Here is a 25160-nt window from a genome sequence, read left to right as displayed (position 1 = left end):
CCGATGAAGTCTCCGCTCGAGATCCTCCAGCCCCTGGGCCGGGCCCTGATGCTGCCGATCGCGGTGCTGCCGGTGGCCGGCCTGCTGCTGCGCCTGGGCCAGCCCGACCTGCTGAACATCGGCTTCATGGCCGCGGCCGGCGACGCCATCTTCTCGAACCTCGGCCTGCTGTTCGCCATCGGCGTCGCCGTGGGCCTGGCCAAGGAAAACAACGGCGCGGCCGGTCTTGCAGGGGTGGTCTGCTTCCTGATCGCCACCGAAGGCGCCAAGACCCTGCTGCACGTCCCGGCGGACGTGACGGCGGGCCTGGTCACGGCTCACGCCGACCTGGCGGGCGCGGCCTACAAGGCGAAAGCCCTGGCCAAGCTGAGCGCGCCGATCGGCATCATTTCCGGCGTGATCGGCGGGCTGTTCTACAACCGCTTCTCGACCTTCAAGCTGCCGGAATATCTGGCCTTCTTCAGCGGTCGCCGTTTCGTGCCGATGATCGCCGGCCTGGCGGGCCTGATCATGGCTCTGCTTATCGGCGTCGGCTACGACGGCATCAATGGCGCGGTCGATACCGCCAGCCGGGCCATCGTCGGCTCGGGCGAGCTCGGTTTGCTGGTCTTCGGCTTCCTGAACCGGATCCTGATCGTCACCGGCCTGCACCATGTGCTGAACAACATCGCCTGGTTCGTGGTCGGCGACTATCACGGCGCGACCGGCGACCTGCGCCGCTTCTTCGCCGACGACCCCAGCGCCGGGGCGTTCATGAGCGGCTTCTTCCCGGTCATGATGTTCGGCCTGCCGGCCGCCTGCCTGGCCATGTACCACACCGCCAAGCCGGAGAAGAAAAAGGCCGTCGGCGGCATGCTGTTCTCGCTGGCCCTGACCTCGTTCCTGACCGGCGTGACCGAGCCGATCGAGTTCAGCTTCATGTTCCTGGCCCCGGCCCTCTACGCCGTGCACGCGGTGCTGACGGGCGTGGCCATGGCGGTGATGAACGTCCTGAACATCAAGCTGGGCTTCACCTTCTCGGCGGGCCTGTTCGACTATGTGCTGAACTTCGGCAAGGCCACCAACCCGGTTCTGCTGATCCCGGTCGGCCTGGCCTATGGCGCGCTCTACTACGGAGTGTTCCGCTTCGTCATTCAGCGCTTCAACCTCAAGACTCCGGGCCGCGAAGACGAAGAGACCGTCGCCGTCGAGATCGTCTCCACGGGCAGCGGACGCGGCGCGGACTTCGTCCAGGCCCTGGGCGGCGCGGGCAACCTGACCAGTGTCGACGCCTGCACCACGCGTCTTCGTCTGATCGTCGCCGACCAGGGCGCGGTCAATGAGCCGGCGCTGAAGGCGTTGGGCGCGCGCGGTGTCGTGCGCCCCTCCGACAAGGCGCTGCAAGTCGTGCTCGGCCCGATCGCCGACACCGTCGCCGGCGAGATCCGCGAGGCCATGGGGGCTCCGGCTCCCGTGAAGCCTGTCACGACCGCCAAGGCCGCGCCGTCGGTGCTGCCCACCGTCGAGGACGACCAGAAGGCCCAGGTACTCGCCGCCGCCCTCGGCGGCGCGGCGAACCTCAAGGTCGTCGGTACGTGCTCCAGTCGCCTGCGGGTGGTGGTCAGCGACCCCGCCGCCATCGACGAGACCGCCCTCAACGCCGCCGGCGTCCGTGGCGTCGTCCGCGTCGGCGAGCGCGCGGTGCATGTGGTGCTGGGGCCCTCCGCCGAACGCGTCGGCGAAGCGATGCGCTGCCTGCTCTAGCCGGCCAGCAGATCCCGGATCTTGGCGTTCAACTGCTCGGGCGCGAACGGCTTCATCAGGTAGCCGTTGGCCCCGGCCTGCATGGCCATGACGATGCGGTCCAGGCGGCCTTCGCCGGTCAACATCAGGATCGGGATGTCGGCGCATGCGGCGATCGACCGCAGGGTTCGGACGAGCTCGATGCCGTCGGTGGTGGGCAGGCGGACGTCGAGCACGAACAGGGCTGGCGGGGCGCTCTGGACCTTGCCCAGCATGCGTTCCCCGGTCTCGAACAGCTCGACGGAATAGCCTTGCGGGGCCAGCGCGGTCTGGAGAAACGCCAGGATCAACGGGTCGTCATCGACGACGAAGATCGTAGGCGCGACGGCGACTGACGGCATGGGTCATCCTGTCCTGGGCGCTCGAACGCAGCGCGACTCCAGCCTTGCCGCGCCCCGCGACGGGATCAAGGGGCCGCAGGTTGCATCGTGACTAACCCGCCCTTCATGCTTTTGCGCGACGGATAAGGCTTGAGCCCACGTTTGGGCGGGACAGAAAGTCCGTGATGGCCGTTGAAAACGACGAGATCGAGGTCGCGACCCTGCGCGCGCGCCTCGACCGCATGACCCGCCTGGCCACGGCCCAGACGGCCCTGGCCGAAGCCGGTCTCGACCTCGACGCCTTCATGCAGGCCATCGTCGAGCATCTGGCCGAACTGACGGGCGCCAAGGGTGCGATCGTCGAGCTGGTCGACGGCGGCGACCTCGTCTACCGCGCCGCCACCGACAAGAGCCTGATCGGCATGCGCCTGAAGCAGGACGGCAGCTTCTCCGGCCTGTGCGTGGCCGCCGCCGAGGTGCTGATCTGTGCCGACGCCCTGACCGACGGCCGCGTCGACCGCGAAGCCTGCGTGCGGGTCGGCGTCGGCTCGATGGTCTGCGCCCCGCTGATGCACGCCGCCGAAGCGCTGGGCGTGCTGAAGGTGTTCTCCGAGCACAAGAGCGCCTTCGACGACGACGATATCGAGATCCTGCGCGTGCTGGCCTCGCTGCTGGGCGCGGCCATGTCGCGCCAGCTGGCCTTCGAGCAGAACCAGCGCCTGCTGGCCGAGAAGACCGCGCAAGAAGAGCTATTCGAGACCGCCTTCCACCATGCCCCGATCGGCATGGCCTTGGTCGGGCTGGACGGCCGCTTCCTGAAGCTGAACACCCACTATTGCGACATCATCGGCTACGATGTCGCCCGGGCCCTGGCGCTGGACTTCCAGGCCATCACCCACCCCGACGACCTGAATGCCGACCTGGCGCTGCTGAACCAGCTGCTGGCCGACCAGATCCCCGGCTACCAGATGGAGAAACGCTACATCCGCCAGGACGGGGCGATCATCCCCGTGCGGCTGTCGGTGTCGCTGGTGCGCGAGAATGACGGCGCGCCCAAGCACTTCATCGCCCAGATCCAGGACCTGACCGAGGCGCGGGCCATCGAGAACCGCTACCGGCTGATGGCCCAGAACGCGACCGACATCATCGTCACCAGCGACATGCAGGGCCTGGCGACCTTCGTCTCGCCGGCCTGCGAGGCGGTGACCGGCTACGCGCCCGAGGACATCGTCGGCCGCTCTTCCCTGCAGATCACCCATCCCGACGACCAGGTCCTGGTCAGCAACGCCTTCGGCCGCTTGATCGCCGGCCAGCCGATCGACCGGGTGCGCTGGCGCGTGCTCCACAAGCTGACGGGCGAGTGGATCTGGCTGGAGAGCAACCCGGTCCTGATCCGCGATGACACCACGCGCCGGCCGACCGGTTATCTGGACGTGCTGCGCGACGTCACCGCCCAGAAGGCCCAGGAAGACGCCCTGGCTCAGGCGCGCCTGAACGCCGAGACGGCCATGCGCTCCAAGGCCGACTTCCTGGCCAACATGTCCCACGAGCTGCGCACGCCGCTCAACAGTATCATCGGCTTCACGCGCCTGCTGACCGAAAGCCGCGACCTGTCTGCCGAGGACCAGCGGCGGGTCGCGCTGGCCCACGGCGCCGGCCAGGCCCTGCACGCGGTGATCGACAACGTGCTGGACTTCTCCAAGCTGGAAGCCGCCGCCCTGGAGCTGCACAAGGCTCCGTTCGACCCGGCCGAGCTGCTGCGCCAGACCGTGGCCATGCTGGAGCCGCAGGCGGCCGCCAAGGACCTGCGTCTGAAGACCATGATCGACACCGACACGCCGGCCTGCGTGATCGGCGACGCCGGCCGCGTGCGCCAGGTGCTGTTGAACCTGCTGTCCAACGCCGTGAAGTTCACGTCCAAGGGCGGGGTCACCGCGACCCTCACCTGCCTGGGCGGGGATGCGGCCGCACCGCGCCTGCGGGTCGAGATCGTCGACACCGGCTCGGGTATCGACACCGCCAAGCAGGACGGCGTCTTCAATCGTTTCGTCCAGGCCGGCTCGTCGGTCTCGGCCCACTACGGCGGCACCGGCCTGGGCCTGGCCATCTCGCGCCAGCTGGTCCAGCTGATGGGCGGCGAGATCGGCCTGCGTAGCGCGGCGGGTCATGGCTCGACCTTCTGGTTCGAGCTGGCCCTGCCGGCCGGCGACGTCCAGACCGGGACTAAGGCCGCCTCGGCCCCCGAACCGCTGCGCCTGCCCGGCCGCCGCATCCTGGTGGTCGACGACGTCGAGCTGAACCGCGAGCTGATGCTGGCCCTGCTCAGCAAGTACGGCTGCGAGGTCGGGCTGGCCGAGGACGGCGCCCAGGCCATCGAGGCCCTGCGCGCGCTGCCGTTCGAGCTGGTGCTGATGGACTGCCAGATGCCGGTCATGGATGGCTTCGCGGCCACCCAGGCGATCCGCGCTTCGGGCGAGAGGTTCGCCGACATCCCGATCGTGGCCCTGACCGCCAGCGCCCAGCCCGAGCACCTGGCCCGCTGCGAGGCGGCCGGTATGAACGATCACCTGACCAAGCCGCTGAACCTGGCGGCGCTGGAGCGGGTGCTGGATATGGTTTTCAGGGCGTCTCCGCAGCCCGTCCTGGCAAAACCGGAAACCGACGCCGGCGAGGAAGCCCGCCGCTATCTCGTCGAGTCGATGGGCGCGGCTTCCGTGCGCTCGCTGCTGGCCATCCTGGTGGCGCAGCTGGAGAACCGCTTCGCCCAGCGCGATGCTCAGACCGTACGCGAGGACGCCCACGCCCTGGCCGGCTCGTCGGGCATGATGGGCTTTCTGGACCTGTCCCAGACCTGCCGTGAGCTGGAGGCGCTGATCGAGGCCGGTCGCGACCATGCCGCCGCTCTGGATTTGACACTGGGCCTCGTCTCGCGAACGATCGGCGTCGCCCGACGTTGGGAAGCCGAGCTCGCCGTCGCCGACGCCGCGCCTCGGCGCCAGATGATGCACTAAGGGAGTTTCGCCGTGCCCGCGTCCGCCGCTGTCCTGGTGATCGATGACGACGCCGTGGTGCGCCAGTTCGTCGAGCTGGTGCTGGCCCAGGCCGGCTACAGCGTCTCGTCCGTGGCGACCGCCGAGCTGGGCATCAAGGCCCTGCAGACCGCCCGCTGGGATCTGGTTTTGCTGGACATCAACATGCCCGACATGACGGGGCTGGAGGTGCTGCGCCTGCTGCGCAAGTACCAGAAGGTCAAGGCGGCGGTGATGATGATGACCGCGCGCGGCGACGTGGCCACGGTGCGCGAGGCGATGAGCCAGGGCGCCGACGGCTATCTGGTCAAGCCGTTCGGCCCGCAGGACCTGCTCAAGCGGGTCGAGGCCATGCTGAACCCCGAGAAGTTCCGCAGCCCGCCCAAGGGCGACGACAGCCAGATCGTCCAGCTGGACTGATCACCAGCTGAGGTAAAGCGCCTCGGACACCTTTTCGATCGGCCCGTTCAGCACCTTGGCGACAGCGGAATTGCCGCTGACCAGCGACAGCTTGCGCCGATAGAGCTCCGTCGGCACGGCCGCGCGATAGACCGTCTCGCCGCGCTGGCCGTCGAACGACAGGGCCCACGTCACGCCGCGCCGGTTCAGGTCCTCCAGCGCCGCGAACAGGGCCGCCTCGTCGATGCCGCCGATATAACGCTGGTGGTTCCCGGCATAGGGCGGGTCCAGATAGACGAAGTCGCCGGCGCGCGCTTGCGCCAGCGCCTCGCGATAATCCCGCACCACGAAGTCCACGCCCTGGATCCGCGTCGACCAGGTCCGCACGGCCTTCTCGAACCGCACCGGCAGCATGCCCTTGCGCGACAGGTGGAACGAGTTGTTGAACTCGCCGGCCTGGCTGAAGCGGACGATGCCGTTGACGCAGGTGCGCATCAGGAAGTTCAGGTCGGTCGGCCGCTGCTCGGCGTTGAACCGGGTCCGCACCGCGTAGAAGTAGCCGGGCAGGTCGTCCTGCAGCCGCCGCCACTGGTCGGCATAGTCGGCGATCAGGGCCTCCGGCGCGTCGCGCACCATCGTCCAGAAGCCGATCAGCGGGGCGTAGAGATCGCTGGCCGCCGCGCCTTCGCGGGCCAGGTGATAGAGCACCGCCCCGCCGCCCACGAACGGCTCGAAATAGCGCTCATGCGGCGGAACCAGCCGAGCGATCTCGCCAGCCTGGCTGCGCTTGCTGCCGGTCCATTTCAGGATCGACGGGACAGCGGCCAACGTCATGCGCGGTCCCGTGTGTGGGGCCGGTCGGCGATGTTCAAAGGTAAAGGGTGGTGGCGGAGAGGGTGGGATTCGAACCCACGGTGCCCTTCCAGGCACGCCGCATTTCGAGTGCGGTACATTCGACCACTCTGCCACCTCTCCAGGCCGCCGGTCCAGGAGGCTTTTGAGCCTCCCGAGGTCGAGGGCGCGATGTCTAACGGCGTCGCCGCCGGGACGCAAGCCCTTCCGTCGTGCTTTTTTCCGATCAGCCTTTTGGTCGCAGAATCATCTGGGTGCAGCGGAAAAGGGCGATGGTCTTGCCGGTGGTTTCGTTGGTCACCACGGCGTCCCAGACCTGGGTGTTGCGACCGCCGTGGACCAGCTTGGCCTCGACGGCCACGCCGCCTTCGCGGGCGGTCCCTAAGAAGTTCGACTTCAGCTCGATGGTGGTGAAGCTGGTCCCGCCCTCGGGCAGGGAGACCACGCAGCCATAGCCGCAGGCCGAGTCGGCCAGGGCGATGACGCTGGCGGCGTGCAGGAAGCCGTTGGGGGCCATGTGTCGCGGGCCGACGTCGAAGCGGCCTTTGACCAGGCCGTGTGTGGCTTCCAGCCACTGCAGGCCCAGGAGGTCGGGCAGGGAGCCGGCCTGGCCGGCGGTCAGGGCTTCGCTGAAATCCTCGGCCACGCGTCATCTCCACTAAGTTCGCATGCGAAACTTATGCGGCGAGCGCGGCGGCGCCTAGTCCGTTTCTAAAGAAAACGAGATTTAGAGTTTGGTGATGTCGACGACGGGGAAGCGGGGACCGCTCTCGGGCTCGGACGGCAGCTTGCCCGAGCGGATCGCTACCCGCAGGGCGGCCGAGGCCAGCACCGGGTCGGGCAGGAAGGCGTCGGCCGCGGTGCGCAGAGCGATGAAGTCCAGCCGGTCGATCGTCTCGTTCAGCTGGATGTTGGCGGTCTTTTCCTCGGCGATGGTCGACTCGCAGGTCTCGCCGGCGCAGACGCCCGGCAGCACGCGGGTCTGGGGCGGCAGCTTGAGGAACTTGCGGGCGTCGTCCCAGACCTTGCCGGGGTCGGCGCCGGGGATGTCGCAGCGGCCCGCGCCTTCGCCGGGGGCGAGCATCACGTCGCCGGTGAACAGCACGTCGCCCATGCGATAGGCGACGGCGCCGGGCAGGCGGCCGGTGAGCAGGATCGGGGTGAACTCGACGCCGCCCATCGGGAAGCTGTCGCCGTCCTGGGCCAGCTTGTCGAAGTCCCAGCCTTCGACATCGACCATGGGTTCGTTGAACTTGGGGGCCAGGCGCTTGAGGCTCTCGACGACGTTGGCGCCGATGCAGACCGAGGCGCCGGTCTCATATTTCAGGTGGCCGGCGGCCGAGACGTGATTGGCGTGCAGGCCGGTCTCGAGGATCCAGGTCGGCCCTAAGTCCTTGGCGCGGATGTCGGCGATGATGCCGTCCACGAAGCTGGTGTCGACGGCTTCCGTCGTCGGATCGAAATCCAGCACGGGGTCGACGATGGCGCAGAGGAAGGTGGCCGGATCGACGATCAGATAGGTCACCGTCCCGGTCGCGGGATGGCGGTATGCGGTGATTTCCGGCTGCATCAAAAAGCCTCGGACGCCCAAGGCCGGCAACATGGCCGCCAAGCTGTTAAACATCCGCGAACAGCGGCGTAGCTTTTGATGAATTTGCGCCTGATCTGAGGCTTGATCAACGGGTCCCGGCGGCCGAGCACGGATGGGCGCCTTCGCGCATGCCTTCGACCCAAAGGGGCTCGACATAGCGGCCGCCGTCGCGGAATCCAGGGGCGCAGCCGTCCGGGGCGTCGCCAGACCGGCCGGCGTTGCCCGTCATCACCGACAGGGCGACCGACTGCTGCGAGCCGCCACGCACGCGGCCATAGCCCGGGCCGTACCCATATCCGGTACCAAAGCCGCCGCCATAATAACCGCCGCCGTAGCCACCGCCGCCGTAGTACGGATCGGCATAGTAGCCGCCGCCGTGCTTGCCGAAGTCGGTCTTGGAGACGGCGATGCCGACCGTGGTGTTCTCGCCGACCGGGAACAGGCCCGAGGCGTAGACGCTGCGATAGCCGCCGGTGCCGACCGACACGCCCATCGAGCCGTGGACCTTGCGCTTGCCGTCCGCGTCGCGGTCATCCGAGAAGCCGGCGGGCAGGATGCCGCGGTGCTCGTCGTCCATCGGGGGCGAGTGATAGATGAAGTTGTCGATCTGCTGCTGGGTGGTCAGCGGGGCCGGCGTGGCGGTCGCGACCGGAGCCGGCGGGGCCTGGGCGGCCAGGGCTTCGGCGCTGGGCTTGGCCTGGGCGGTGGCGATGACTTCGTCGTCCGGCGTGGCCGCCAACGCGGGACCAGCGAGGGCGGCGCCAAGAGCGATGATCGCGAGATAGGGCCGCATGGTACGCTCCAACGATGACGAGGCTGGCACTCTAGAGCGCCAAGCCAGCGCAATTAGGGCGCTTTTGTTGCCGCCTTGGCAAGCTTGGCCCGTCTTGAGGATATGGGGCGTATTCGGAGGAACCGAAACCTCGTCCTTCGACAAGCTCAGGATGAGGTTTCTACTGATCCGACCATGGTCCTCATCCTGAGCCTGTCGAAGGACGAGGACCACGCACGGCGTCTAGAGTTCGGAGAGGCTGGCTTCCAACGCCGCCATGTCGGCCGGCAGGGGGGTCTCGAACCGCAGGGTCTCGCCGGTCACCGGATGGACGAAGCCCAGCACCGCCGCATGCAGCGCCTGGCGCTTGAGGCCCGCCGCCGCGATCATCTCGCGCACCGCCTGGGCCGGCTGGCTGGCGCCGTAGACGGGGTCGGCCAGGCACGGCGCGCCCTTGCTGGCCATGTGGACGCGGATCTGGTGGGTGCGGCCGGTCTCCAGCCGGCAGGCCACGCGAGCGGCCAGCGGCTTGTCCGGCGGTCCGAACACCGCCTCGACGCGGTAGTGGGTGATCGCGGTGCGGCCGCCCGAGCGCAGCACGGCCATCTTCTTGCGATCGCCGGGCGAGCGGCCGATCTGGGTCTCGATGGTGTCCGAGGACGGCGAGGGCGCGCCGCGCGTCAGGGCGACGTACAGGCGGTCGATGTCGTGGGTCGAGAACAGCTTGGACAGGCCCTGGTGGGCCACGTCGCTCTTGGCCGCGACCATGACGCCCGAGGTGTCCTTGTCCAGGCGGTGGACGATGCCCGGCCGCGCCACCCCGCCCACGCCTGACAGGCTGTCGCCGCAGTGGTGCAGCAGGGCGTTGACCAGGGTGCCGTCCGGGGTGCCGGGACCGGGATGGACGGCCATGCCGGCGGCCTTGTCGACCACGATCAGGTGCGCGTCCTCGTAGAGGATGGTCAGCGGCAGGGCCTGGGGTTCCGGATCGGCCGGAACGGGCGGCGGCACCGAGAGGACATAGGTCCCGGCCTTGGCCTTGCGCGAGGCGTCGGTCACCGGCTGGCCGTCCAGGCTGAGGCGGCCTTCGCCGATCAGGGCCTGCAGGCGGGCGCGCGAGATGTCGGGGAACAGCGGGGCCAGAACCTTGTCCAGGCGCTGGCCGGCCAGGGCGTCGGGCAGGTCGGCGGTCAGGCTCTGTCCATCGCCTACGGGCGAGGCGCCATCGTCCAGGACCTCGTCATCCAGTGTGTCGTCCACGCCATCCACCGGGGGTTTCATCGCTCCGTCATACTCTCGTCGCGTCGTCGACATCGGCCATGCCTACGGCCGAGGTCGAGTTTTTGTACGCATTCTTGTTTTTGGGGGGATAGTCCATGCGCACGTTCCGTACCACCGCCCTGTTGACCGCCAGCCTTCTGGCCCTGGTCGCCGCCGCTCCGGCCTTCGCGGCCGATGAGACGCCGGCCGCCAACAACGAACAGGCCACCAACCTCGGCGAACTGGTCATCACGGCCCAGAAGCACGCCCAGGACCCGGTCGAGGTGCCGATCGCGGTCACCGCCTATTCGGGCAAGTTCCTGGAGGCCATCGGCGTCAAGGCGTTCGACGAGCTGTCGGCCTTCACCCCCGGCTTCCTGGTCCAGAACCAGTCGAACAACAATTCCGGCTTCGTGATGCGCGGCATCACCTCGGATAGCGGCTCGGCCACCGACGAGACCCGCGTCTCGATCTTCCAGGACGGCGTGCCGATCTCGCGCTCGCGCGGTTCGTATGTCGAGCTGTTCGACATGGAGCGCGTCGAAATCGCCAAGGGTCCGCAATCGACCCTGTTCGGCCGCGGCGCCCTGATCGGCGCGGTGAACCTGGTGCAGAACAAGGCCAATCCGGCCAGCTTCGACTGGGCCGCCAAGGCCGAGGGCGGCACCGGCGGCTACGCGGTCGGCGAGGCCATGGTGAACTTCGCGTTCGGCAATGGCAGCGCCCTGCGCATCGCCGCCCGCACGCGCCAGAACGACGGCTACGTCAAGGACGCGGCCGGCGGTGACGCCTTCAACTCGACCGACACCCAGGCCGTGCGCCTGGCCTATCACCTGGAGCCGGGCCCGCTGAAGATCGACCTGATCGGCAACTATCAGGAAGACGACACCAGCGGCACCTCGTTCAAGAGCCACACCTTCAACCCGACCAACCCGGTGACGGGCGCGGTGCTGGGCAATACCGACGTCGGCTCGGCCGCGACCCTGTCGCCGGGCGCGGGCTTCGAAGGCGGTACGCCGCTGGGTCTGGACCGCAAGGTTTACGGCGTCACGGCCCTGGTCGACTGGCGTCTGAACGACAGCCTGACCCTGTCGTCGATCACCGCCACGCGCGCCTTCCACTCGGTGGAAGTGTTCGATCCGGACGGCACGAGCCTGCCGATCCTGACCTTCGCCGAGGACGCCCAAGGTCGCCAGCAGAGCCAGGAACTGCGCCTGCGCTATGACAACGGCGGCCGCTTCTCGGGCTTCGTCGGCGCCAACTATTTCCACGAGACCGGCTCGTGGCGCATCCCGGGCCAGTTCGACGAGCGCCTCGTTCTCGCGCTGCTGGCCGGCAACACGCCGCTGGGCATCAGCCGTCCGAACCCGCAGCCGCTGGCTGTGTTGACCAACCCGGCCTATCTGGCCACCGTGCTGCAGCTGGGCTTTGGCATCCCGTCCAGCCTGGCGCCGGGCCTGGTCGCCAACCTGAAGCCGATCCACCGCGAGACCTTCGCCAACTCCAGCGAGAACACCGCCTACGACGTCTATGCCGACGGCACGTTCAAGCTGACCGACAAGTTCGAGATCACCGCCGGCCTGCGCTACACCAGCGAGGACCGTGAAGCGGCCTATCGCTCGAGCGTCGACAACGGCGGCTCGATCCTGGGCATCCTGATCAACGCCCCGACCCCGACCAACCTGTTCCTGGCCGCCCAGCCAAACGCCGTGAACAACGCGGCCACGCCGAAGGTCGGCCTGATCGCCCAGCCGACCGCCAACAACGGCGACACCTACCGCAAGAAGATCGACGACAGCGGCCTGACCTGGCGCTTGGTCGGTCGTTACGCGGCCTCGGAAGATCTCAGCTTCTACGCGTCGTATGCCCGCGGCCGCCGTCCGGACGTGATCTCGACCAGCGCCCCGGCGACGTCGATGGGCCCGGCCCGCTTCAACGTCGTCGACGCCGAGGAGGTCAACAGCTACGAGGCCGGCGCCAAGGGCAAGCTGCTGGACGGCCGCCTGTTCCTGTCGGGTTCGGTGTTCCGCTACGACTACGACAACTTCGCCACCAGCTTCCGCCAGGGCGCGCAGGTCGTGACCCTGAACGCCGGCAAGGCCAAGGCCTACGGCTTCGAGGGCGAGGCCCGCGTCCAGGCCGGCGACTTCTGGACCCTGTTCGGCACCTACGCCTACAACCACGCCCGCCTGGAAAGCGGCCTGCGCGAGGGCAACCACTTCCGCCTGTCGCCCGACCAGACCTTCTCGGTCGGCGCCGCGTTCAGCCGTGAAGCCCTGGGCGGCAAGCTGACCTTCACCCCGACCTACACCTGGCGTTCGAAGATGTTCTTCGACGACGACAACGATCGCTCGGACCTGCAGTCGGCCGGCCTGTTCCCGGATACGAAGGTCGACGAGTTCCAGTCGGCCTACGGTCTGGCCAATGTCCGCATCGGCTTCGGCGCCGTGGACGACCGCTGGAAGATCGAGGCCTTCGTCGAGAACCTGGCTGATGAGCGCTACCTGAAGGACGCCGGCAACACCGGCGACAGCTTCGGCATCCCGACCTTCATCGCCGGCAAGCCGCGCTTCATGGGCGTGGGCGTCACGTTCCGCCGATAGATCCCTCAACCGTCATCCCGCGAGCATTCGCGGGATGACGGCGACCTTGTTCTGTTGTCTCGTACGCTTACCGGAGGGCCGCCTCATGAAGATCGATCGTCGTAAGGTTCTGGGCCTGCTGGGCCTGTCGGGCGCCGCCGCTGGCGAGGCCGTCGCTCAGCCCATCAACTACTACAAGGGCGCGGTGGCCTTCGAGCACGGGGTGGCCAGCGGCGATCCCGGAACGACCTACGCGATCTTCTGGACCCGCGTGACGCCCAAGGACACGACGACCGGCGACATCAATGTCGACCTGGAGGTCGCCGCCGATCCCGACTTCAAGACCATGGTCACCAAGTCCAGCGGCCTGCGCGCCCGCGCCAGCCGCGACTGGACCGTCAAGCACGACCTGGACGGCCAGGGGCTGAAGCCGGCGACCGAGTACTACTATCGCTTCAAGGCCAATGGCGTCACCTCGCCGGTCGGCCGCACGCGGACCCTGCCGGCCGGCAAGACCCAGGACGTCGTCCTGGCCGTGACCTCGTGCAGCCTGCACCCGAACGGCTACTTCAACGCCTATGACGCCATCGCCAAGCTGGATCGCGTCGACGCGGTGCTGCACCTGGGCGACTACATCTACGAATATGGCGGTGGTCCCAAGGACTACGGCATGAACTCGCCGGTGGCCAAGACGCGCATGCCGCAGCCGGCGCACGAGATCGTCAGCTTGGCCGACTACCGGGCCCGTCACGCCCAGTACAAGACCGACCCGGCCCTGCAGGCGGCTCACGCCCGCGCGCCGTGGATCGTGGTCTGGGACGACCACGAGACAGCCAATGACAGCTGGATCGGCGGGGCCGAGAACCACGATCCCAAGACCGAAGGCGACTGGGCCGCGCGCAAGGCCGCGGCGCTGAAGGCCTATTACGAATGGATGCCGATCCGCGACGCGCACGGCACGCTGCCCGAGGCCGCCTGGCGCGACTTCCAGTTCGGCGACGTCGCCAGCCTTTTGATGGTCGAGACCCGCCTGACGGCCCGCACCCACCAGCTGGACTACGACGTCGACATGCCGATGGTCGACGGCAAGCCGGACGTCGCCGCCTTCGTCAAAAAGTGGAAGGATCCCGCCCACCGGATGATGGGCGAGAAGCAGGAGCAGTGGCTGGCCAGCCAGGTCGGCGCCTCGACCAAGGCCGGCACGGCCTGGCAGGTGCTGGGCAACCAGGTGGTCATGGCCCGCGTCTCGCCGCCCAGCCTGTCCAAGACCATGGGGCAGGAGCAGTTCCAGGGCCTGCTGGCCAAGCTGCCCGACTACGCCAAGAAGCGCGTGGCCCTGTCGGACGCCATGTCGGCCTACGACATCCCCTCGAACCTGGACGCCTGGGACGGCTATCCGGCCGATCGCCAGCGGGTCTACGACATCCTGACCGCCGCCAAGGCCCGGCCGATCGTGCTGGCCGGCGACAGCCACATGTTCTGGGTCAACGAGCTGTGGAACGACGCCGGCGACAAGCGGGTGGCGGCCGAGTTCGGCGCCACGTCGGTGACCTCGCCCGGCTATGGCGACATCCTGCCCGGCGTGCCGCTGGGCGAGGCCTTCGCCCAGCGCAACAAGGAAGTGAAATACGCCCACCCCAGCGCCAAGGGCTACCTGCTGCTGACCCTGGAGCACGGCAAGGCGACCGGCGAACTGATCGCGGTGTCGACGATCGTGGACACCAAGTATGAGACCAGCGTGCTGAAGCGGTTTGTCGTGACGCCGGCGAGCGGTGGTGGGGTCGAGGCGCTGAAGGAGGGCTAGCGCCGCTCCAGCGCCAGCCGCAGTCCGAACGCCACGAAGACGCTGCCGGTGATGCGATCCAGCCATTGGACCACCACCGGCACGCGCAGCAGCCCCGCGATCGGCACCGTCGCCGCGATCAGGGCGGCGAACCACAGCAGGCCCTCGACCACGTGGATGCTGGTCAGCAGCAGGCCGAACCGCGCCGGATCGACGCCGGCCGGCATGAACTGGGGCAGGAACGAGACGTAGAAGATCCCGACCTTGGGATTGAGCAGGTTGGTCAGGAGGCCCCGGCGCAGCGCCGCGATCGGGCCGGCGTCGACGGGCCTCATCTCGCCCGGCTCGAAGGTGTCGCGGGGTTTCAGGATCATGCGGATCCCGGTCCAGGCCAGGTAGATCGCGCCGGCCCACTTCAGCACCGTGTAGGCCAACTCGGACGCCGTCAGCAGCGCCCCGACCCCGAACGAGGCGGCCGCGCCCCAGACCAGGCAGCCTAGGCCGATGCCGATCGCCGCGCCGACGGCGCGCTTCGGGCCCTCGGCGGCCGCGGTGCGGATGACCAGCGCCGTGTCCAGGCCTGGCGTCAGGGTCAGCAGGCCGGCGGCCAGGGTGAAGGCGATCAGGGCTTCGGATGAGGTCATCGGCGGCTTCCGGTTTCTTCAACCAATCCATGGTCTGCTGGGCGCATGACCGCAAGCCGCATCCCCGGCCTGGACGCCCTGCGAGGCCTCGCCGCCCTGCTGGTGCTGGCCTTTCACGCCCGGATGCTGTTCCCGGCGGGCGCCGTGCTGGGCCACGGCTATCTGGCGGTCGACCTGTTTTTCGTGATCAGCGGCTTCGTGCTGGCCCGTGCCTATGACGACGGCCTGGCGGCCGGCGAAGGGCGGGCGTTCATGGTTCGGCGGCTCAAACGGCTCTATCCGATGGCGCTGCTGGGTCTGCTGCTGGGCGCCGTGATCTGGCTGGTCCAGGGCAAGGATCCCGGCGTGGCGCTGCTGCTGGCGGGGCTGGCCGCGGTCTTCGTTCCGTTTCCGACCGGCCACGACGTCTTCCCGCTGAACGGTCCGCAATGGTCGTTGATGTGGGAGCTGCTCGCCAACCTGGTCTACGCCCTGATCGCGCCTTGGCTGACGACGCGGCGGCTGGTGGCGGTGGTCGTTCTAGGCGGGGTGGCTCACGCGGCCCTGACCCTGGTCTATGGCACGGGCTCGCTGGGACCTTACGGCTTCAACTGGTGGGCGGGCGCGCCGCGCGTGGTGTTCGGCTTCTTCGCCGGCGTGCTGCTGGCGCGGCTGGCGATGGCGGGACAGCTGAAGATACCGGCCCTGCCGATCGGCGCGCTATTGGCGGCGGTGGCGCTGGTCCTGGCGGCGCCGGTCCCGGAGGCCGCGCGTGGGGCGTTCGACCTGGTCGCCGCCCTGGCGTTGATGCCACTGCTGGTCGCCTCGGCGGCGCGGGCCAAGGCTAGCCGGTTGCAGCCGATCCTGGACGGCCTGGCGGGGATGTCCTACGCGCTTTACGCCCTGCACATCCCGATCCTGACGGCGTTCGCGCCCGGAAGCTTGAAGCTGCTGGCGATCCCGCTGGCCCTGGCGGCGGCCTGGGCCGCGCACCGGTGGTTCGAGCCCTGGGCCGCGGCGCTGCTGCGCCGGAAACCTCAGGGCTTTTCGACCAGCGCCCCGTCTTCCAGCACGCGGTAGAAACACGAACGGAAGCCGACGTGGCAGGCCCCGCCGTCGCCGCGCGGGCGCACTTTCAGCAGCACCGCGTCCTGGTCGCAGTCGACCCGCAGCTCGACCACGTCCTGCAACTGCCCGCTGGTCTCGCCCTTCTTCCAGAGCTCATTGCGCGAGCGGCTGAAATAGTGGGCGATACTGGTCTCGACGGTGAGCTTGAGGGCTTGGTCGTTCATCCAGGCCAGCATCAGGATCTCGCCGGTGTCGGCATGCTGGGCCACCGCCACGACCAGGCCGTCGGCGTTGAAGCGGGGAGCCAGGGCGTTTCCGCGCTCCAGATCGTGCTTGGTGTGGGCTTGGGGGAACAGGTCGGTGCTCATGGCGCCACATATGGCGCAGGGTTCGAGCCTGCGCTAGTTTCCCGCCCGCTTTAGGGGAAGCGATGACTCTGAAAGACCGCATCAAGGCCGGCGTGGCGGCGCTGGACGAGAGGGCAAGACCGTGGGCGCGCCAGTCGCGCTGGAACGGCTATGCCTACGAGTTCCTGCTGTTCGGGCTGAAGCAAGCCTGGGCCTGCCTGTTTGGCGGCCTGATGCTGGTCCTGCTAGTCGGTACGCATTTGCTGTGGCCGGCTGGCGCGCCGCTGGCGCGCTACGACTTTCTGGTGATCGCCGCCGTCGCCATCCAGGCCATGCTGCTGGCCCTGAAGCTGGAGCGCTGGGACGAGGCGCTGGTCATCTTCATGTTCCACGCCGTCGGCACGGTGATGGAGCTGTTCAAGACGGCCCACGGCTCGTGGATCTATCCCGAGCCCAGCATCTTACGGATCGGCGGCGTGCCGCTGTTCACCGGCTTCATGTACGCCTGCGTCGGCAGCTATATCGCCCGCATCTGGCGGCTGTTCGACATCACCTTCGTGCGATATCCGCCGTTCTGGACGACGCACATCCTGGCGGTGCTGATCTACGCCAACTTCTTCACCCACCACTACATGATGGACTTCCGGATCGGGCTGTTCGCGCTGTCGGCGATCCTGTTCGGCCGGACCTGGTTCGTGTTCACGCCCGACCAGACAGCGCGCCGCATGCCGATGCTGATGGGCGCGGTGCTGGTGTCGCTGTTCATCTGGTTCGCCGAGAACCTGGGCACCTTCGCCGGGGCCTGGATCTATCCCAGCCAGGCCAAGGGCTGGCACATGGTGCCGTTCGAGAAGATGGGCGCCTGGTATCTGCTGATGCTGATCAGCTTTGTGCTGGTGACGCTGGTGCACCGGCCGGTGGATGCGTGCGTGGCGCGGATCCGTGAGGGGATCCGGGCGGCGGCTTAGTGTTAAATCTGCTCCCCCGCTGGGGGAGCTGTCGGCGAAGCCGACTGAGGGGGCATCGCCGGCATAGGCCGAGCTGCCCCCTCCGGCCCTCTGGGCCACCTCCCCCAGAGGGGGAGGAGATTCTCAGACCTTACTTCCGCACCAGATCCATGAACCGCTGCTGCAGGACCTTGTCGGTCTTGAACACGCCGCGGAACTGGGTGGTGATCGTTGAGACGTCGTGGTGGTGGACGCCGCGGGTGCTCATGCATTGGTGCTCGGCGTCGATCAGCACGGCGACGCCGGCGGCCGAGAGGTGGTCCTCGATGGCGTCGGCGATCTGCATGGTCATGGTTTCTTGCGTCTGCAGACGCTTGGCGAAGATCTCGGTCAGGCGGGCCAGCTTGGACAGGCCGACGACCTTGCCGGTCGGCATGTAGGCGATCCAGGCCTTGCCCAGGAACGGCGCCATGTGGTGCTCGCAGTGGCTCTGCACGTCGATGCCGCGCAGCATGACCATGTCGTCATAGCCCTGCACGTCCTCGAACGTACGGCTAAGCTCCTTGGCCGGGTCGCCGTTGTAGCCGGCGAACCACTCGCCATAGGCGTCGACCACGCGCTGGGGCGTGTCGAGCAGGCCTTCGCGGTCGGGATTATCGCCGGCCCAGGCCAGCAGGGTCCGGACGGCGGCCATGGCCTCGTCTCGGGTGGGGCGCTGGGCGGGTTCAAGATCAAGACCGGTCTCAGAGCCGATCAGGGTTCGCTCGCGGGTCAGTGCGTCCATGTTTTGAAGGGGTTCTTCCCGGGCTGAGTTGCGCCGAAGCGCCTGTCGCTCCGGAATTACGCGTGCCACCCGTCGCGTCTCCCACACCAAACAGACGTGGTGATCGGAGCGCGTCCTAGCTATATGGGGCCGGCCCCTTCGCGGGGCAACACCTCCGTTACGTTAGGTTGCCGCGACCCAATGACCCTGAAGATCCACGACACCATGGCGCGCGAGAAGCGCGACTTCGTTCCCGCCGATCCCCAGCGGGTGACGATGTATGTCTGCGGTCCGACGGTCTACAACTACGCCCACATCGGCAATTTCCGGCCGGTGGTGGCGTTTGACGTCCTGTTCCGAGTGCTGCGCCACCTCTATGGCGAGGACGCGGTGGTCTATGCCCGCAACGTCACGGACGTCGACGACAAGATCAACAAGAAGGCCACAGACGAGGGCGTCGAGATCAAGGTCATCACCGACCGCTATCTCGCCGCCTATCACGAGGACGCCGACGCTCTGGGCGCGCTGCGCCCGACGCTCGAGCCCAAGGCTACGGACCACATCGGCGCGATCGTCGAGATGATCGGCAAGCTGGTCGAGAACGGCAGCGCCTACGCCGCCGAGGGCCACGTGCTGTTCGACACCCAGAGCTTCGCCGACTACGGCCAGCTCTCCGGTCGGCCTTTGGACGAGATGATCGCCGGCGCCCGCGTCGAGGTCGCTCCCTACAAGCGCCACGCGGCCGACTTCGTGCTGTGGAAGCCTTCGAAGGAAAACGAGCCCGAGTGGGACAGCCCCTGGGGCGCGGGCCGTCCGGGCTGGCACATCGAGTGCTCGGCCATGATCGACAAGTCGCTGGGCAAGACCATCGACATCCATGCCGGCGGCATCGACCTGACCTTCCCGCACCACGAGAACGAAGTGGCCCAGAGCCGCTGCGCCCATGACCTGCCGGTCCTGGCCAACTACTGGATGCACAACGGCTTCCTGGATATGTCCGGGGAGAAGATGTCCAAGAGCCTGGGCAACGTCATTATCCCGCACGAGCTCTTGGAGACCACGCCGGGCGAGGTGATCCGCTGGGCGCTGTTGTCGGCCCACTACCGTCAGCCGCTGGACTGGACGCCCGAGCTGATCGAGCAGTCGCGCAAGTCGCTGGACCGCCTGTACGGCGCCCTGCGTCGCGCCAAGGATGTGCCGATGGACCAGGCCATGGAGGCTCCGGCCGACACGGTCGCGGCTCTGATGGACGACCTCAACACGCCCCTGGCCGCCTCGACCCTGTTCGAGGTGTCGAGCCTGATCGAGAAGGCCGTGACGGCCGGCGACACCGTCGCCATTGCCGCCAACAAGGCCCGCCTGATCGAGGCCGGCGCCCTGCTGGGCTTCCTGCAGGCCGATCCCGACAGCTGGTTCGAAGGCGACGCCTCCGACGAGCTGAAGGCCCAGGTCGAGGACCTGCTGGCCAAGCGCCTGGCCGCCCGCAGCGCCAAGGACTGGACCGCCGCCGACGCCATCCGCGCAGAACTCGACGCCCTGGGCGTGGTGGTGATGGACGGGCCTTCGGGCGCCACCTGGCGCATGAAGGACTAAACGCCGTGACGTTCGAAAAGCAGGTGGTCCTGGTCTCCGGCGCGGGCCGGGGACTGGGGGCCGCGATCGCCCGCGCCTTCGCCGGTCAGGGCGCGTCCGTGGTGATCAACTATCGCCGCAGCGAAGCCGCCGCCCTCGCGCTCGCTGAAGAGCTCGGTGACCGCGCCGTGGCGATCCAGGCCGACGTCAGCGACCGCGACGAGACCCGTCGCATGGTCAATGAGGCCGCCGAGCACTTCGGCGACCACGTGACCACGGTGGTCAACAACGCCTTGGGCGACTTCAGCTTCAACGGCGATGGCCGCCACACGCTGCAGACGATTCCCTGGGAGGATTTTCAGGGCCAGCTGGACGTCGCGCTGCGGGGCTCGCTGAACCTGATCCAGGCCACGGCGCCGGCCATGGAACTGGCGGGGTTCGGCCGGATCATCAATGTCGGCACCAACCTCTTCCAGAACCCGGTGGTGCCGTATCACGACTACACCGCCGCCAAGGCCGCGCTGCTGTCGCTGACCCGCACGGCGGCCGGTGACCTGGGGCCGAGCGGGATCACGGTCAACATGGTCTCCGGCGGCCTGCTGCGCACGACCGACGCCAGCGCCGCGACGCCGGAGGCGATCTTCGACCTGATCGCCCAGAGCACGCCGCTGCGCCAGGTCACGACCCCGGCGCAGTTCGCCGACGCGGTCCTGTTCTTCGCCTCGCCCTGGAGCCGCGCTGTGACCGGCCAGAATCTGGTGGTGGATGGGGGTTTGGTGCGCGACTAGAGCTCGGGCGCTCTAAAATCCCCAAATTCCGACTATCCCCGCGAAAGCGGGGACCCAAGCTGAGTCAGCAGTTCAGGGTGTCGTACAGATCAGCCCAGGTCGGGTTCAGCGCCTCGATCAGCTGAATCTTCCAGGCGCGGTTCCATTTCTTGATCTGACGTTCGCGGATGAGAGCGCCTTCGCGTGTTTCGATCATCTCGTACCAAACCAGCCGGTCGACTCCGTACTTGGAGGTGAAGCCTTTGCGCAGCTTCTCCTTGTGCTCCCAGATGCGGCGGGCAAGGTCGTCCGTATGGCCGCAATAGAGCGTGCCATAGGGCCTGCTCGCCAGAATGTAAGCTGCAAACATCTGGTCCACTTGTGGAACATATAGCGAACGTTAGTGGTGCGGAAGCGCCGCTTGGGTCCCCGCTTTCGCGGGGATGTGCGGATAAGGGAATGAGCGAAGTTGAGCGGTCGTGAGCGGTAGTGATAAAGCCCGCGCATGAAACGCGCCGTCGAGCACCGTATCGGGGTCCAGGCCCCCGCCGAGATCGTCTGGGACCTGGTGTCGGACTTCGAGACCTGGAAGGACTGGAATCCGCTGTACCGCAAGGCCGAGGGCCAGCTGAAGATCGGCACGGCCCTGACGCTGGAGCAGCACCTGCCCGGCGCGCCGGCCACGGTGATCACGCCGATCGTCCAGGACTGGGTGCCATACGAGCAGTTGCACTGGCGCTCGTCGCGTCTGGGCGGCTTCGTCACGGCGATCCGTTATCTCGAGATCGAGAGCATGGGCCCCAACAACTCGACCTTCTCGAACGGCGAGCTGTTCATGGGCATGCTGCTGCGGTTCGTTAGCCGCGACGAGCGCCGCAAACTGAAGGCCGCCTTCACCGAGATGGGCGAGGCGGTGCGTGATCGGGCCGAGGCCATCTGGTCGGAACGCCAGAAGACCCCATCTTAAGTCTCGCCCTGTTTTAGGTTTGGGATGATCGACGACCTCTACAGCGCCAAGATCCTGACGCTCGTGGCCAACATGCCGCGCGCCGGGCGCTTGCCTGCGCCAGACGCCAGCAGCGAGAAGACCGCCAAGCTGTGCGGCAGCCGGATCGTCGTCGATGTGAAGGTCGAGGGCGGCAAGGTCGTCGACTACGCCCAGGAGGTTTCGGCCTGCGCCCTGGGCCAGGCGGCCGCCGCGATCCTGGGCGCCAACGTGGTCGGGGCGGAACTTTCCGACATCGAGTTGGCGCGGGACTCTCTGCGCGCTATGCTGAAGGCGAACGGTTCGCCTCCCGCGGGCCGCTTTGCGGAGCTCGCCGTGCTGGAGCCGGTCAAGGACTATCCCGCCCGTCACGCCTCGACGCTTCTGGCGTTCGAGGCGACGGTGGAGGCTGTCCGTAAGGCCACAGGCGTCGGCGAAACGCGAACTAGCACCGCCGGCGCGGCTTGATCGCCCCTCCAAGGGGGTTAGTACTTTACTGGACTAACAGGCGTCGCGCGCAGGCATGACCTTCTACGAACGCACCGTCGATTTGGGCCTTCGGGCCTACAAGTTGACGCTCTCGCCCCTCATCGGGCGGCAGTGCCGCTTCGCGCCGAGCTGTTCGGAGTACGCGGCGGCCGCCCTCAAGGATCATGGCCCGCTCAAGGGTTCTTGGTTGGCGTTGCGACGGATTTGCCGCTGCAATCCGTTAGGTGGATCGGGTTACGACCCCCCACCGCCGGCAAGCCAGCCACGCAAGTGGATATGTGAAGAATGATCGATCTGGTTTTCCCCGACGGTTCCGTCCGTCAGTATCCTGATGGCTCGACGGGGCGCGACGTCGCCGCGGCCATCTCCAAGTCGCTGGAAAAGAAGGCGCTGCTGATCAAGCTGGACGGCCAGGTGCTGGACCTGGACCGCGCCCTGACGCCCGACCTGCTGGCCGGCGAGCGCAAGTTCGAGATCCTGACGCGTGAAGCCCCGGAAGCCCTAGAGACCATCCGCCACGACACGGCTCACGTGCTGGCCGAAGCCGTGCAGGAGCTGTTCCCCGGCACGCAGGTCACGATCGGCCCGAACGTCGAGGACGGCTTCTATTACGACTTCGCCCGCGAGGAGCCCTTCAGCCTGGACGATCTGGAAACGATCGAAAAGCGCATGAAGGAGATCGTCGACCGCGACGAGAAGATCACGCGCGAGGTCTGGGACCGTGAAGAGGCCATCGCCCACTTCGACGGCATCGGCGAGCAGTACAAGGCCCAGATCATCCGTGACCTGCCGGGCACGGACACGATCACGGTCTATCGCCAGGGCAATTGGAAGGACCTGTGCCGCGGGCCCCACCTGCCGTCGACCAAGCATGTCGGCAAGGCCTTCAAGCTGACGAAGCTGGCCGGCGCCTACTGGCGCGGCGACCAGAACAACGCGCAGCTGCAGCGCATCTACGGTACGAGCTGGGCCTCGGACGCCGACCTGGAAGCGCATCTGAAGCGCATCGAGGAGGCCGAGCGTCGCGATCACCGCAAGCTGGGCAAGACGATGGACCTCTTCCACATCCAGGAAGAGGGCAAGGGCATGGTGTTCTGGCACGCCAAGGGCTGGGCGCTGTACCGCGTGCTCGAGGACTATATGCGCCGTCGCCTGGACGCGGCCGGCTACAAGGAAGTGAAGACGCCGCAGATCCTCGACAAGAGCCTGTGGGAGAAGTCGGGCCACGCCGAGAAGTTCGGCCACGCCATGTTCATGTGCGAGAGCGCCGAGGGCGAGGTCCTGGCCGTCAAGCCGATGAACTGCCCCGGCCACATCCAGATCTTCAATGTCGGCCAGAAGAGCTATCGCGAGCTGCCGCTGCGCATGGCCGAGTTCGGCGCCTGCCACCGTTACGAGCCCTCGGGCGCCATGCACGGCATCATGCGGGTGCGCGCGTTCACGCAGGATGACGCCCACATCTTCTGCCGCGAAGAGCAGGTCACGGAGGAAAGCGCCCGGTTCATCGAACTGTTGCGGAGCGTCTATAGCGATCTGGGCATGACGCTGGCCGACACCAAGTTCTCCACGCGTCCGGACTTGCGCGCCGGCACGGATGAGGTCTGGGATAAAGCAGAATCGGCTCTCTCCGCCGCTGCCGAGGCAGCCGGCGAGACCTTGGTGCTGCAGGAAGGTGAAGGCGCCTTCTACGGCCCGAAGCTAGAGTTCTCGCTGAAAGACGCCATTGGTCGAGTTTGGCAGTGCGGCACGCTGCAACTTGATTTCGTTTTGCCGGAACGATTGGACGCCGAGTACGTTTCGGAGGATGGTTCGAAGAAGCGTCCGGTGATGCTTCACCGGGCGATCTTGGGGTCCTTCGAGCGTTTCATCGGCATCCTGTTGGAAAACTACGCGGGCGCGCTGCCGGTCTGGCTGGCGCCCACGCAGGTGGTCGTGGCCACGATCACGTCCGACGCCGACCCGTACGCCCTGGAGGTCGTCGAGAAGTTGACGAAGATGGGGATGCGCGCGGAAGTGGATCTGCGTAATGAGAAGATCAACTACAAGATTCGCGAGCACAGCCTCGCAAAGGTGCCTGTGATCGCGGTGGTCGGACGTAAGGAAGCGGAAACGGGGCAATTGGCCCTGCGTCGTTTCGGCGGCGAGGGCCAAAGCGTGCTCTCGCTGGAAGAGGCGCTGCGCGTTCTGAAGAACGACGCCACGCCGCCGGACGTCAAACGCGCTCTGGGTGTTGTGCCGGAACTCGCTTCGGAGGCCGCGACCGCCTGATGAACAGCATCCTCCCGTCCGCCTCGACCCTCGCCGTGGGCGCACGTCCGGCTCGTCCGAACGTGTCCGTGGTCATGGTCGTCTATCGGACGGGAGAGGCGCTGGCCGAGAGCATCAAGCATGTGCTGGCCGAGCCGCTGGTCGACGAGTTCGTCATCGTCGACAACGGCTCCGACGGCCGCGACGAGGACATGCTGCGCTCGCTGGCCCTGACCGAGCCGCGCGTCGTGCTCAAGCAGGGCCACGGCAATATCGGCTTCGCGCGCGGCGCCAATCTGGGCGCCTCGACGGCGGGCGGCGAGTACATCGTCTTCCTCAATCCCGACGCCAATCTGCAGACCAATTGCGTGGCCTCGCTGGTCACGGCCTTCAAGGGCCAGCCGACTCCGACCATCGTCGGCGCGCGGGTCATGAACATCGACGGCACCGAGCAGCGCGGCGGTCGTCGCGGCGACGTCACGCCGATGAGCACGGTGCTCAGCTTCGGCCAGTTCACCCGTCGCCACCCGAACCTGGCCAGCTTCGAGATCCATCGCGAGAACGAGCCGCTGCCGGGCAAGCCCGTGCCGATGCCGACCATCTCCGGCGCCTGTTTCGCCATGCGCCGCCGCGACTTCGAGGCCCTCAGCGGCTTCGACGAGGGTTATTTCCTGCACGTCGAGGACATCGACCTGTGCTGGCGGGCCCGCCGCGCCGGCGGCCAGGTGCTGTTCCAGCCGAAGGCCGAGGTCGTCCATCTGGGCCACACCAGCCAGGAACACCCGCTGAAGGTCGAGTTCCACAAGGGCGTGGGCCTGACCCGCTACTTCATCAAGCGCGCCGACAGCCTGCAGCTGTTCGCCGCCGCCGTTTTGCTCGCGCCGGCCATCATGCTGATGAGCGTTTCGCGCCCGCTGCTGTGGAAGCTGACCGGACGGCCGATCTAGCTTGACCGGCCCGGAGCCGCGCCTAGGCTCCCCTG

The 25160-nt window shown here is 67.5% G+C and carries 24 protein-coding genes, 1 tRNA gene and 1 pseudogene; 14 read left to right on the top strand and 12 right to left on the bottom strand.

Translation table 11 applies throughout. The annotated features are described in order from the left end of the window. The first annotated feature begins 3 nt into the window (after positions 1-3). Positions 4-1743 (top strand): N-acetylglucosamine-specific PTS transporter subunit IIBC, encoded by a 1740-nt coding sequence (gene nagE / locus AC1RRR_RS19455; protein ID WP_492815540.1) that lies wholly within the window; start codon positions 4-6, stop codon positions 1741-1743. On the opposite strand, the gene AC1RRR_RS19450 is transcribed toward nagE, so the two are convergent. Beyond that, the gene (locus tag AC1RRR_RS19450; RefSeq protein WP_454718034.1) at positions 1740-2123 is read right to left on the bottom strand and encodes a response regulator transcription factor; all 384 of its coding nucleotides are present in this window, start codon (positions 2121-2123) and stop codon (positions 1740-1742) included. The genes nagE and AC1RRR_RS19450 overlap by 4 nt on opposite strands. Before the next feature lie 164 nt (positions 2124-2287). Here AC1RRR_RS19450 and AC1RRR_RS19445 point away from each other — a divergent pair, with 164 nt between their 5' ends. Then, complete coding sequence (locus AC1RRR_RS19445; protein WP_492815539.1) at positions 2288-5113, top strand: PAS domain S-box protein; 2826 nt, start codon at positions 2288-2290, stop codon at positions 5111-5113. Positions 5114-5125: 12 nt separating this feature from the next. Beyond that, entirely contained in the window at positions 5126-5551 is a 426-nt protein-coding gene (locus tag AC1RRR_RS19440) for a response regulator transcription factor (RefSeq protein WP_291872087.1), read from the top strand. On the opposite strand, the gene AC1RRR_RS19435 is transcribed toward AC1RRR_RS19440, so the two are convergent. The 7 genes and pseudogenes from AC1RRR_RS19435 to AC1RRR_RS19405 all read right to left on the bottom strand — a co-directional run bounded on the left by AC1RRR_RS19435 (position 5552) and on the right by AC1RRR_RS19405 (position 10014). After that, entirely contained in the window at positions 5552-6364 is an 813-nt protein-coding gene (locus AC1RRR_RS19435) for a DNA adenine methylase (RefSeq protein WP_492815538.1), read from the bottom strand. It abuts the gene before it with no gap. 51 nt (positions 6365-6415) lie between these two features. Beyond that, a tRNA-Ser gene (locus tag AC1RRR_RS19430) sits at positions 6416-6505 on the bottom strand. A 103-nt stretch (positions 6506-6608) separates the two neighbouring features. Beyond that, positions 6609-7028, bottom strand: a complete 420-nt coding sequence (locus tag AC1RRR_RS19425) for a PaaI family thioesterase (protein ID WP_454718030.1) — start codon at positions 7026-7028, stop codon at positions 6609-6611. 81 nt (positions 7029-7109) lie between these two features. Further along, positions 7110-7955 (bottom strand): MBL fold metallo-hydrolase, encoded by an 846-nt coding sequence (locus AC1RRR_RS19420; protein ID WP_492816568.1) that lies wholly within the window; start codon positions 7953-7955, stop codon positions 7110-7112. Between the two features lie 103 nt (positions 7956-8058). Further along, positions 8059-8766 carry a hypothetical protein gene (locus AC1RRR_RS19415; protein ID WP_492815537.1) on the bottom strand — a complete coding sequence of 236 codons (708 nt, stop codon included), beginning with the start codon at positions 8764-8766 and terminating at the stop codon, positions 8059-8061. 127 nt (positions 8767-8893) lie between these two features. Next, positions 8894-8979, bottom strand: a pseudogene (locus tag AC1RRR_RS19410) (hypothetical protein); the annotation flags it as partial. A gap of 9 nt (positions 8980-8988) precedes the next feature. Beyond that, on the bottom strand, positions 8989-10014 hold the full coding sequence (locus AC1RRR_RS19405) for an RluA family pseudouridine synthase (RefSeq protein ID WP_492816566.1): 1026 nt from the start codon (positions 10012-10014) through the stop codon (positions 8989-8991). A 107-nt stretch (positions 10015-10121) separates the two neighbouring features. Here AC1RRR_RS19405 and AC1RRR_RS19400 point away from each other — a divergent pair, with 107 nt between their 5' ends. Both AC1RRR_RS19400 and AC1RRR_RS19395 read left to right on the top strand, forming a co-directional pair. After that, entirely contained in the window at positions 10122-12608 is a 2487-nt protein-coding gene (locus tag AC1RRR_RS19400; protein ID WP_492815536.1) for a TonB-dependent receptor, read from the top strand. An 85-nt stretch (positions 12609-12693) separates the two neighbouring features. Beyond that, complete coding sequence (locus AC1RRR_RS19395; protein WP_492815535.1) at positions 12694-14391, top strand: alkaline phosphatase D family protein; 1698 nt, start codon at positions 12694-12696, stop codon at positions 14389-14391. Here AC1RRR_RS19395 and AC1RRR_RS19390 read toward each other — a convergent pair. Continuing rightward, on the bottom strand, positions 14388-15014 hold the full coding sequence (locus tag AC1RRR_RS19390; protein ID WP_492815534.1) for a LysE family translocator: 627 nt from the start codon (positions 15012-15014) through the stop codon (positions 14388-14390). The genes AC1RRR_RS19395 and AC1RRR_RS19390 overlap by 4 nt on opposite strands. Before the next feature lie 45 nt (positions 15015-15059). On the opposite strand from AC1RRR_RS19390, the gene AC1RRR_RS19385 reads away from it, so the two are divergent. Further along, on the top strand, positions 15060-16073 hold the full coding sequence (locus AC1RRR_RS19385) for an acyltransferase family protein (protein WP_492815533.1): 1014 nt from the start codon (positions 15060-15062) through the stop codon (positions 16071-16073). Here AC1RRR_RS19385 and hisI read toward each other — a convergent pair. Next, a complete protein-coding gene (gene hisI / locus AC1RRR_RS19380; protein WP_492815532.1) occupies positions 16031-16429 on the bottom strand; it encodes a phosphoribosyl-AMP cyclohydrolase in 399 nt (132 codons plus the stop codon). The two genes, AC1RRR_RS19385 and hisI, sit on opposite strands and share 43 nt — an antisense overlap. A 62-nt stretch (positions 16430-16491) precedes the next feature. Here hisI and AC1RRR_RS19375 point away from each other — a divergent pair, with 62 nt between their 5' ends. Then, positions 16492-17376, top strand: coding sequence for a DUF817 domain-containing protein (locus AC1RRR_RS19375; protein WP_492815531.1), 885 nt, complete (start codon positions 16492-16494; stop codon positions 17374-17376). A gap of 130 nt (positions 17377-17506) precedes the next feature. On the opposite strand, the gene folE is transcribed toward AC1RRR_RS19375, so the two are convergent. After that, on the bottom strand, positions 17507-18139 hold the full coding sequence (gene folE, locus AC1RRR_RS19370) for a GTP cyclohydrolase I FolE (protein ID WP_454718022.1): 633 nt from the start codon (positions 18137-18139) through the stop codon (positions 17507-17509). Between the two features lie 180 nt (positions 18140-18319). Here folE and cysS point away from each other — a divergent pair, with 180 nt between their 5' ends. Next, a complete protein-coding gene (cysS, locus tag AC1RRR_RS19365) occupies positions 18320-19711 on the top strand; it encodes a cysteine--tRNA ligase (protein ID WP_492815530.1) in 1392 nt (463 codons plus the stop codon). Between the two features lie 5 nt (positions 19712-19716). Further along, the gene (locus AC1RRR_RS19360; RefSeq protein ID WP_492815529.1) at positions 19717-20478 is read left to right on the top strand and encodes a 3-oxoacyl-ACP reductase; all 762 of its coding nucleotides are present in this window, start codon (positions 19717-19719) and stop codon (positions 20476-20478) included. Between the two features lie 64 nt (positions 20479-20542). On the opposite strand, the gene AC1RRR_RS19355 is transcribed toward AC1RRR_RS19360, so the two are convergent. Beyond that, entirely contained in the window at positions 20543-20827 is a 285-nt protein-coding gene (locus AC1RRR_RS19355) for a GIY-YIG nuclease family protein (RefSeq protein ID WP_492815528.1), read from the bottom strand. Between the two features lie 135 nt (positions 20828-20962). Between AC1RRR_RS19355 and AC1RRR_RS19350 the strand changes: the two genes are divergently transcribed. From AC1RRR_RS19350 to AC1RRR_RS19330, 5 genes are read left to right on the top strand one after another with little or no spacing between them, the layout of a single operon-like run. Beyond that, positions 20963-21424: an SRPBCC family protein gene (locus AC1RRR_RS19350; protein ID WP_492815527.1), complete on the top strand. Its 462-nt coding sequence runs from the start codon at positions 20963-20965 to the stop codon at positions 21422-21424. 24 nt (positions 21425-21448) lie between these two features. After that, on the top strand, positions 21449-21910 hold the full coding sequence (locus tag AC1RRR_RS19345) for an iron-sulfur cluster assembly scaffold protein (protein ID WP_492815526.1): 462 nt from the start codon (positions 21449-21451) through the stop codon (positions 21908-21910). 55 nt (positions 21911-21965) lie between these two features. Continuing rightward, a complete protein-coding gene (gene yidD / locus AC1RRR_RS19340) occupies positions 21966-22220 on the top strand; it encodes a membrane protein insertion efficiency factor YidD (RefSeq protein WP_291872102.1) in 255 nt (84 codons plus the stop codon). After that, positions 22217-24199, top strand: coding sequence for a threonine--tRNA ligase (thrS, locus tag AC1RRR_RS19335; RefSeq protein ID WP_492815525.1), 1983 nt, complete (start codon positions 22217-22219; stop codon positions 24197-24199). Before yidD ends, thrS begins: the two co-directional genes overlap by 4 nt. Next, a complete protein-coding gene (locus AC1RRR_RS19330) occupies positions 24199-25125 on the top strand; it encodes a glycosyltransferase family 2 protein (protein ID WP_492815524.1) in 927 nt (308 codons plus the stop codon). The genes thrS and AC1RRR_RS19330 overlap by 1 nt, the downstream gene beginning before the upstream one ends. The last annotated feature ends 35 nt before the right edge of the window (positions 25126-25160 follow it).

This window comes from Caulobacter sp. GW821-FHT12D05, assembly GCF_058807295.1.
The sequence above is the reverse complement of the archived record's forward strand: the minus strand, read 5'-3'. Positions and strand labels throughout refer to the sequence as shown.

Coding starts and splice junctions, on each gene's coding strand:
- AC1RRR_RS19435 (WP_492815538.1), bottom strand. CDS start 6,364: ATGACGTTGGCCGCTGTCCCGTCGATCCTGAAATGGACCGGCAGCAAG.
- AC1RRR_RS19375 (WP_492815531.1), top strand. CDS start 16,492: ATGACTCTGAAAGACCGCATCAAGGCCGGCGTGGCGGCGCTGGACGAG.
- AC1RRR_RS19385 (WP_492815533.1), top strand. CDS start 15,060: ATGACCGCAAGCCGCATCCCCGGCCTGGACGCCCTGCGAGGCCTCGCC.
- AC1RRR_RS19395 (WP_492815535.1), top strand. CDS start 12,694: ATGAAGATCGATCGTCGTAAGGTTCTGGGCCTGCTGGGCCTGTCGGGC.
- hisI (WP_492815532.1), bottom strand. CDS start 16,429: ATGAGCACCGACCTGTTCCCCCAAGCCCACACCAAGCACGATCTGGAG.
- AC1RRR_RS19450 (WP_454718034.1), bottom strand. CDS start 2,123: ATGCCGTCAGTCGCCGTCGCGCCTACGATCTTCGTCGTCGATGACGAC.
- nagE (WP_492815540.1), top strand. CDS start 4: ATGAAGTCTCCGCTCGAGATCCTCCAGCCCCTGGGCCGGGCCCTGATG.
- AC1RRR_RS19350 (WP_492815527.1), top strand. CDS start 20,963: ATGAAACGCGCCGTCGAGCACCGTATCGGGGTCCAGGCCCCCGCCGAG.
- AC1RRR_RS19330 (WP_492815524.1), top strand. CDS start 24,199: ATGAACAGCATCCTCCCGTCCGCCTCGACCCTCGCCGTGGGCGCACGT.
- AC1RRR_RS19390 (WP_492815534.1), bottom strand. CDS start 15,014: ATGACCTCATCCGAAGCCCTGATCGCCTTCACCCTGGCCGCCGGCCTG.
- AC1RRR_RS19415 (WP_492815537.1), bottom strand. CDS start 8,766: ATGCGGCCCTATCTCGCGATCATCGCTCTTGGCGCCGCCCTCGCTGGT.
- AC1RRR_RS19355 (WP_492815528.1), bottom strand. CDS start 20,827: ATGTTTGCAGCTTACATTCTGGCGAGCAGGCCCTATGGCACGCTCTAT.
- folE (WP_454718022.1), bottom strand. CDS start 18,139: ATGGACGCACTGACCCGCGAGCGAACCCTGATCGGCTCTGAGACCGGT.
- thrS (WP_492815525.1), top strand. CDS start 22,217: ATGATCGATCTGGTTTTCCCCGACGGTTCCGTCCGTCAGTATCCTGAT.
- AC1RRR_RS19345 (WP_492815526.1), top strand. CDS start 21,449: ATGATCGACGACCTCTACAGCGCCAAGATCCTGACGCTCGTGGCCAAC.
- cysS (WP_492815530.1), top strand. CDS start 18,320: ATGACCCTGAAGATCCACGACACCATGGCGCGCGAGAAGCGCGACTTC.
- AC1RRR_RS19445 (WP_492815539.1), top strand. CDS start 2,288: ATGGCCGTTGAAAACGACGAGATCGAGGTCGCGACCCTGCGCGCGCGC.
- yidD (WP_291872102.1), top strand. CDS start 21,966: ATGACCTTCTACGAACGCACCGTCGATTTGGGCCTTCGGGCCTACAAG.
- AC1RRR_RS19400 (WP_492815536.1), top strand. CDS start 10,122: ATGCGCACGTTCCGTACCACCGCCCTGTTGACCGCCAGCCTTCTGGCC.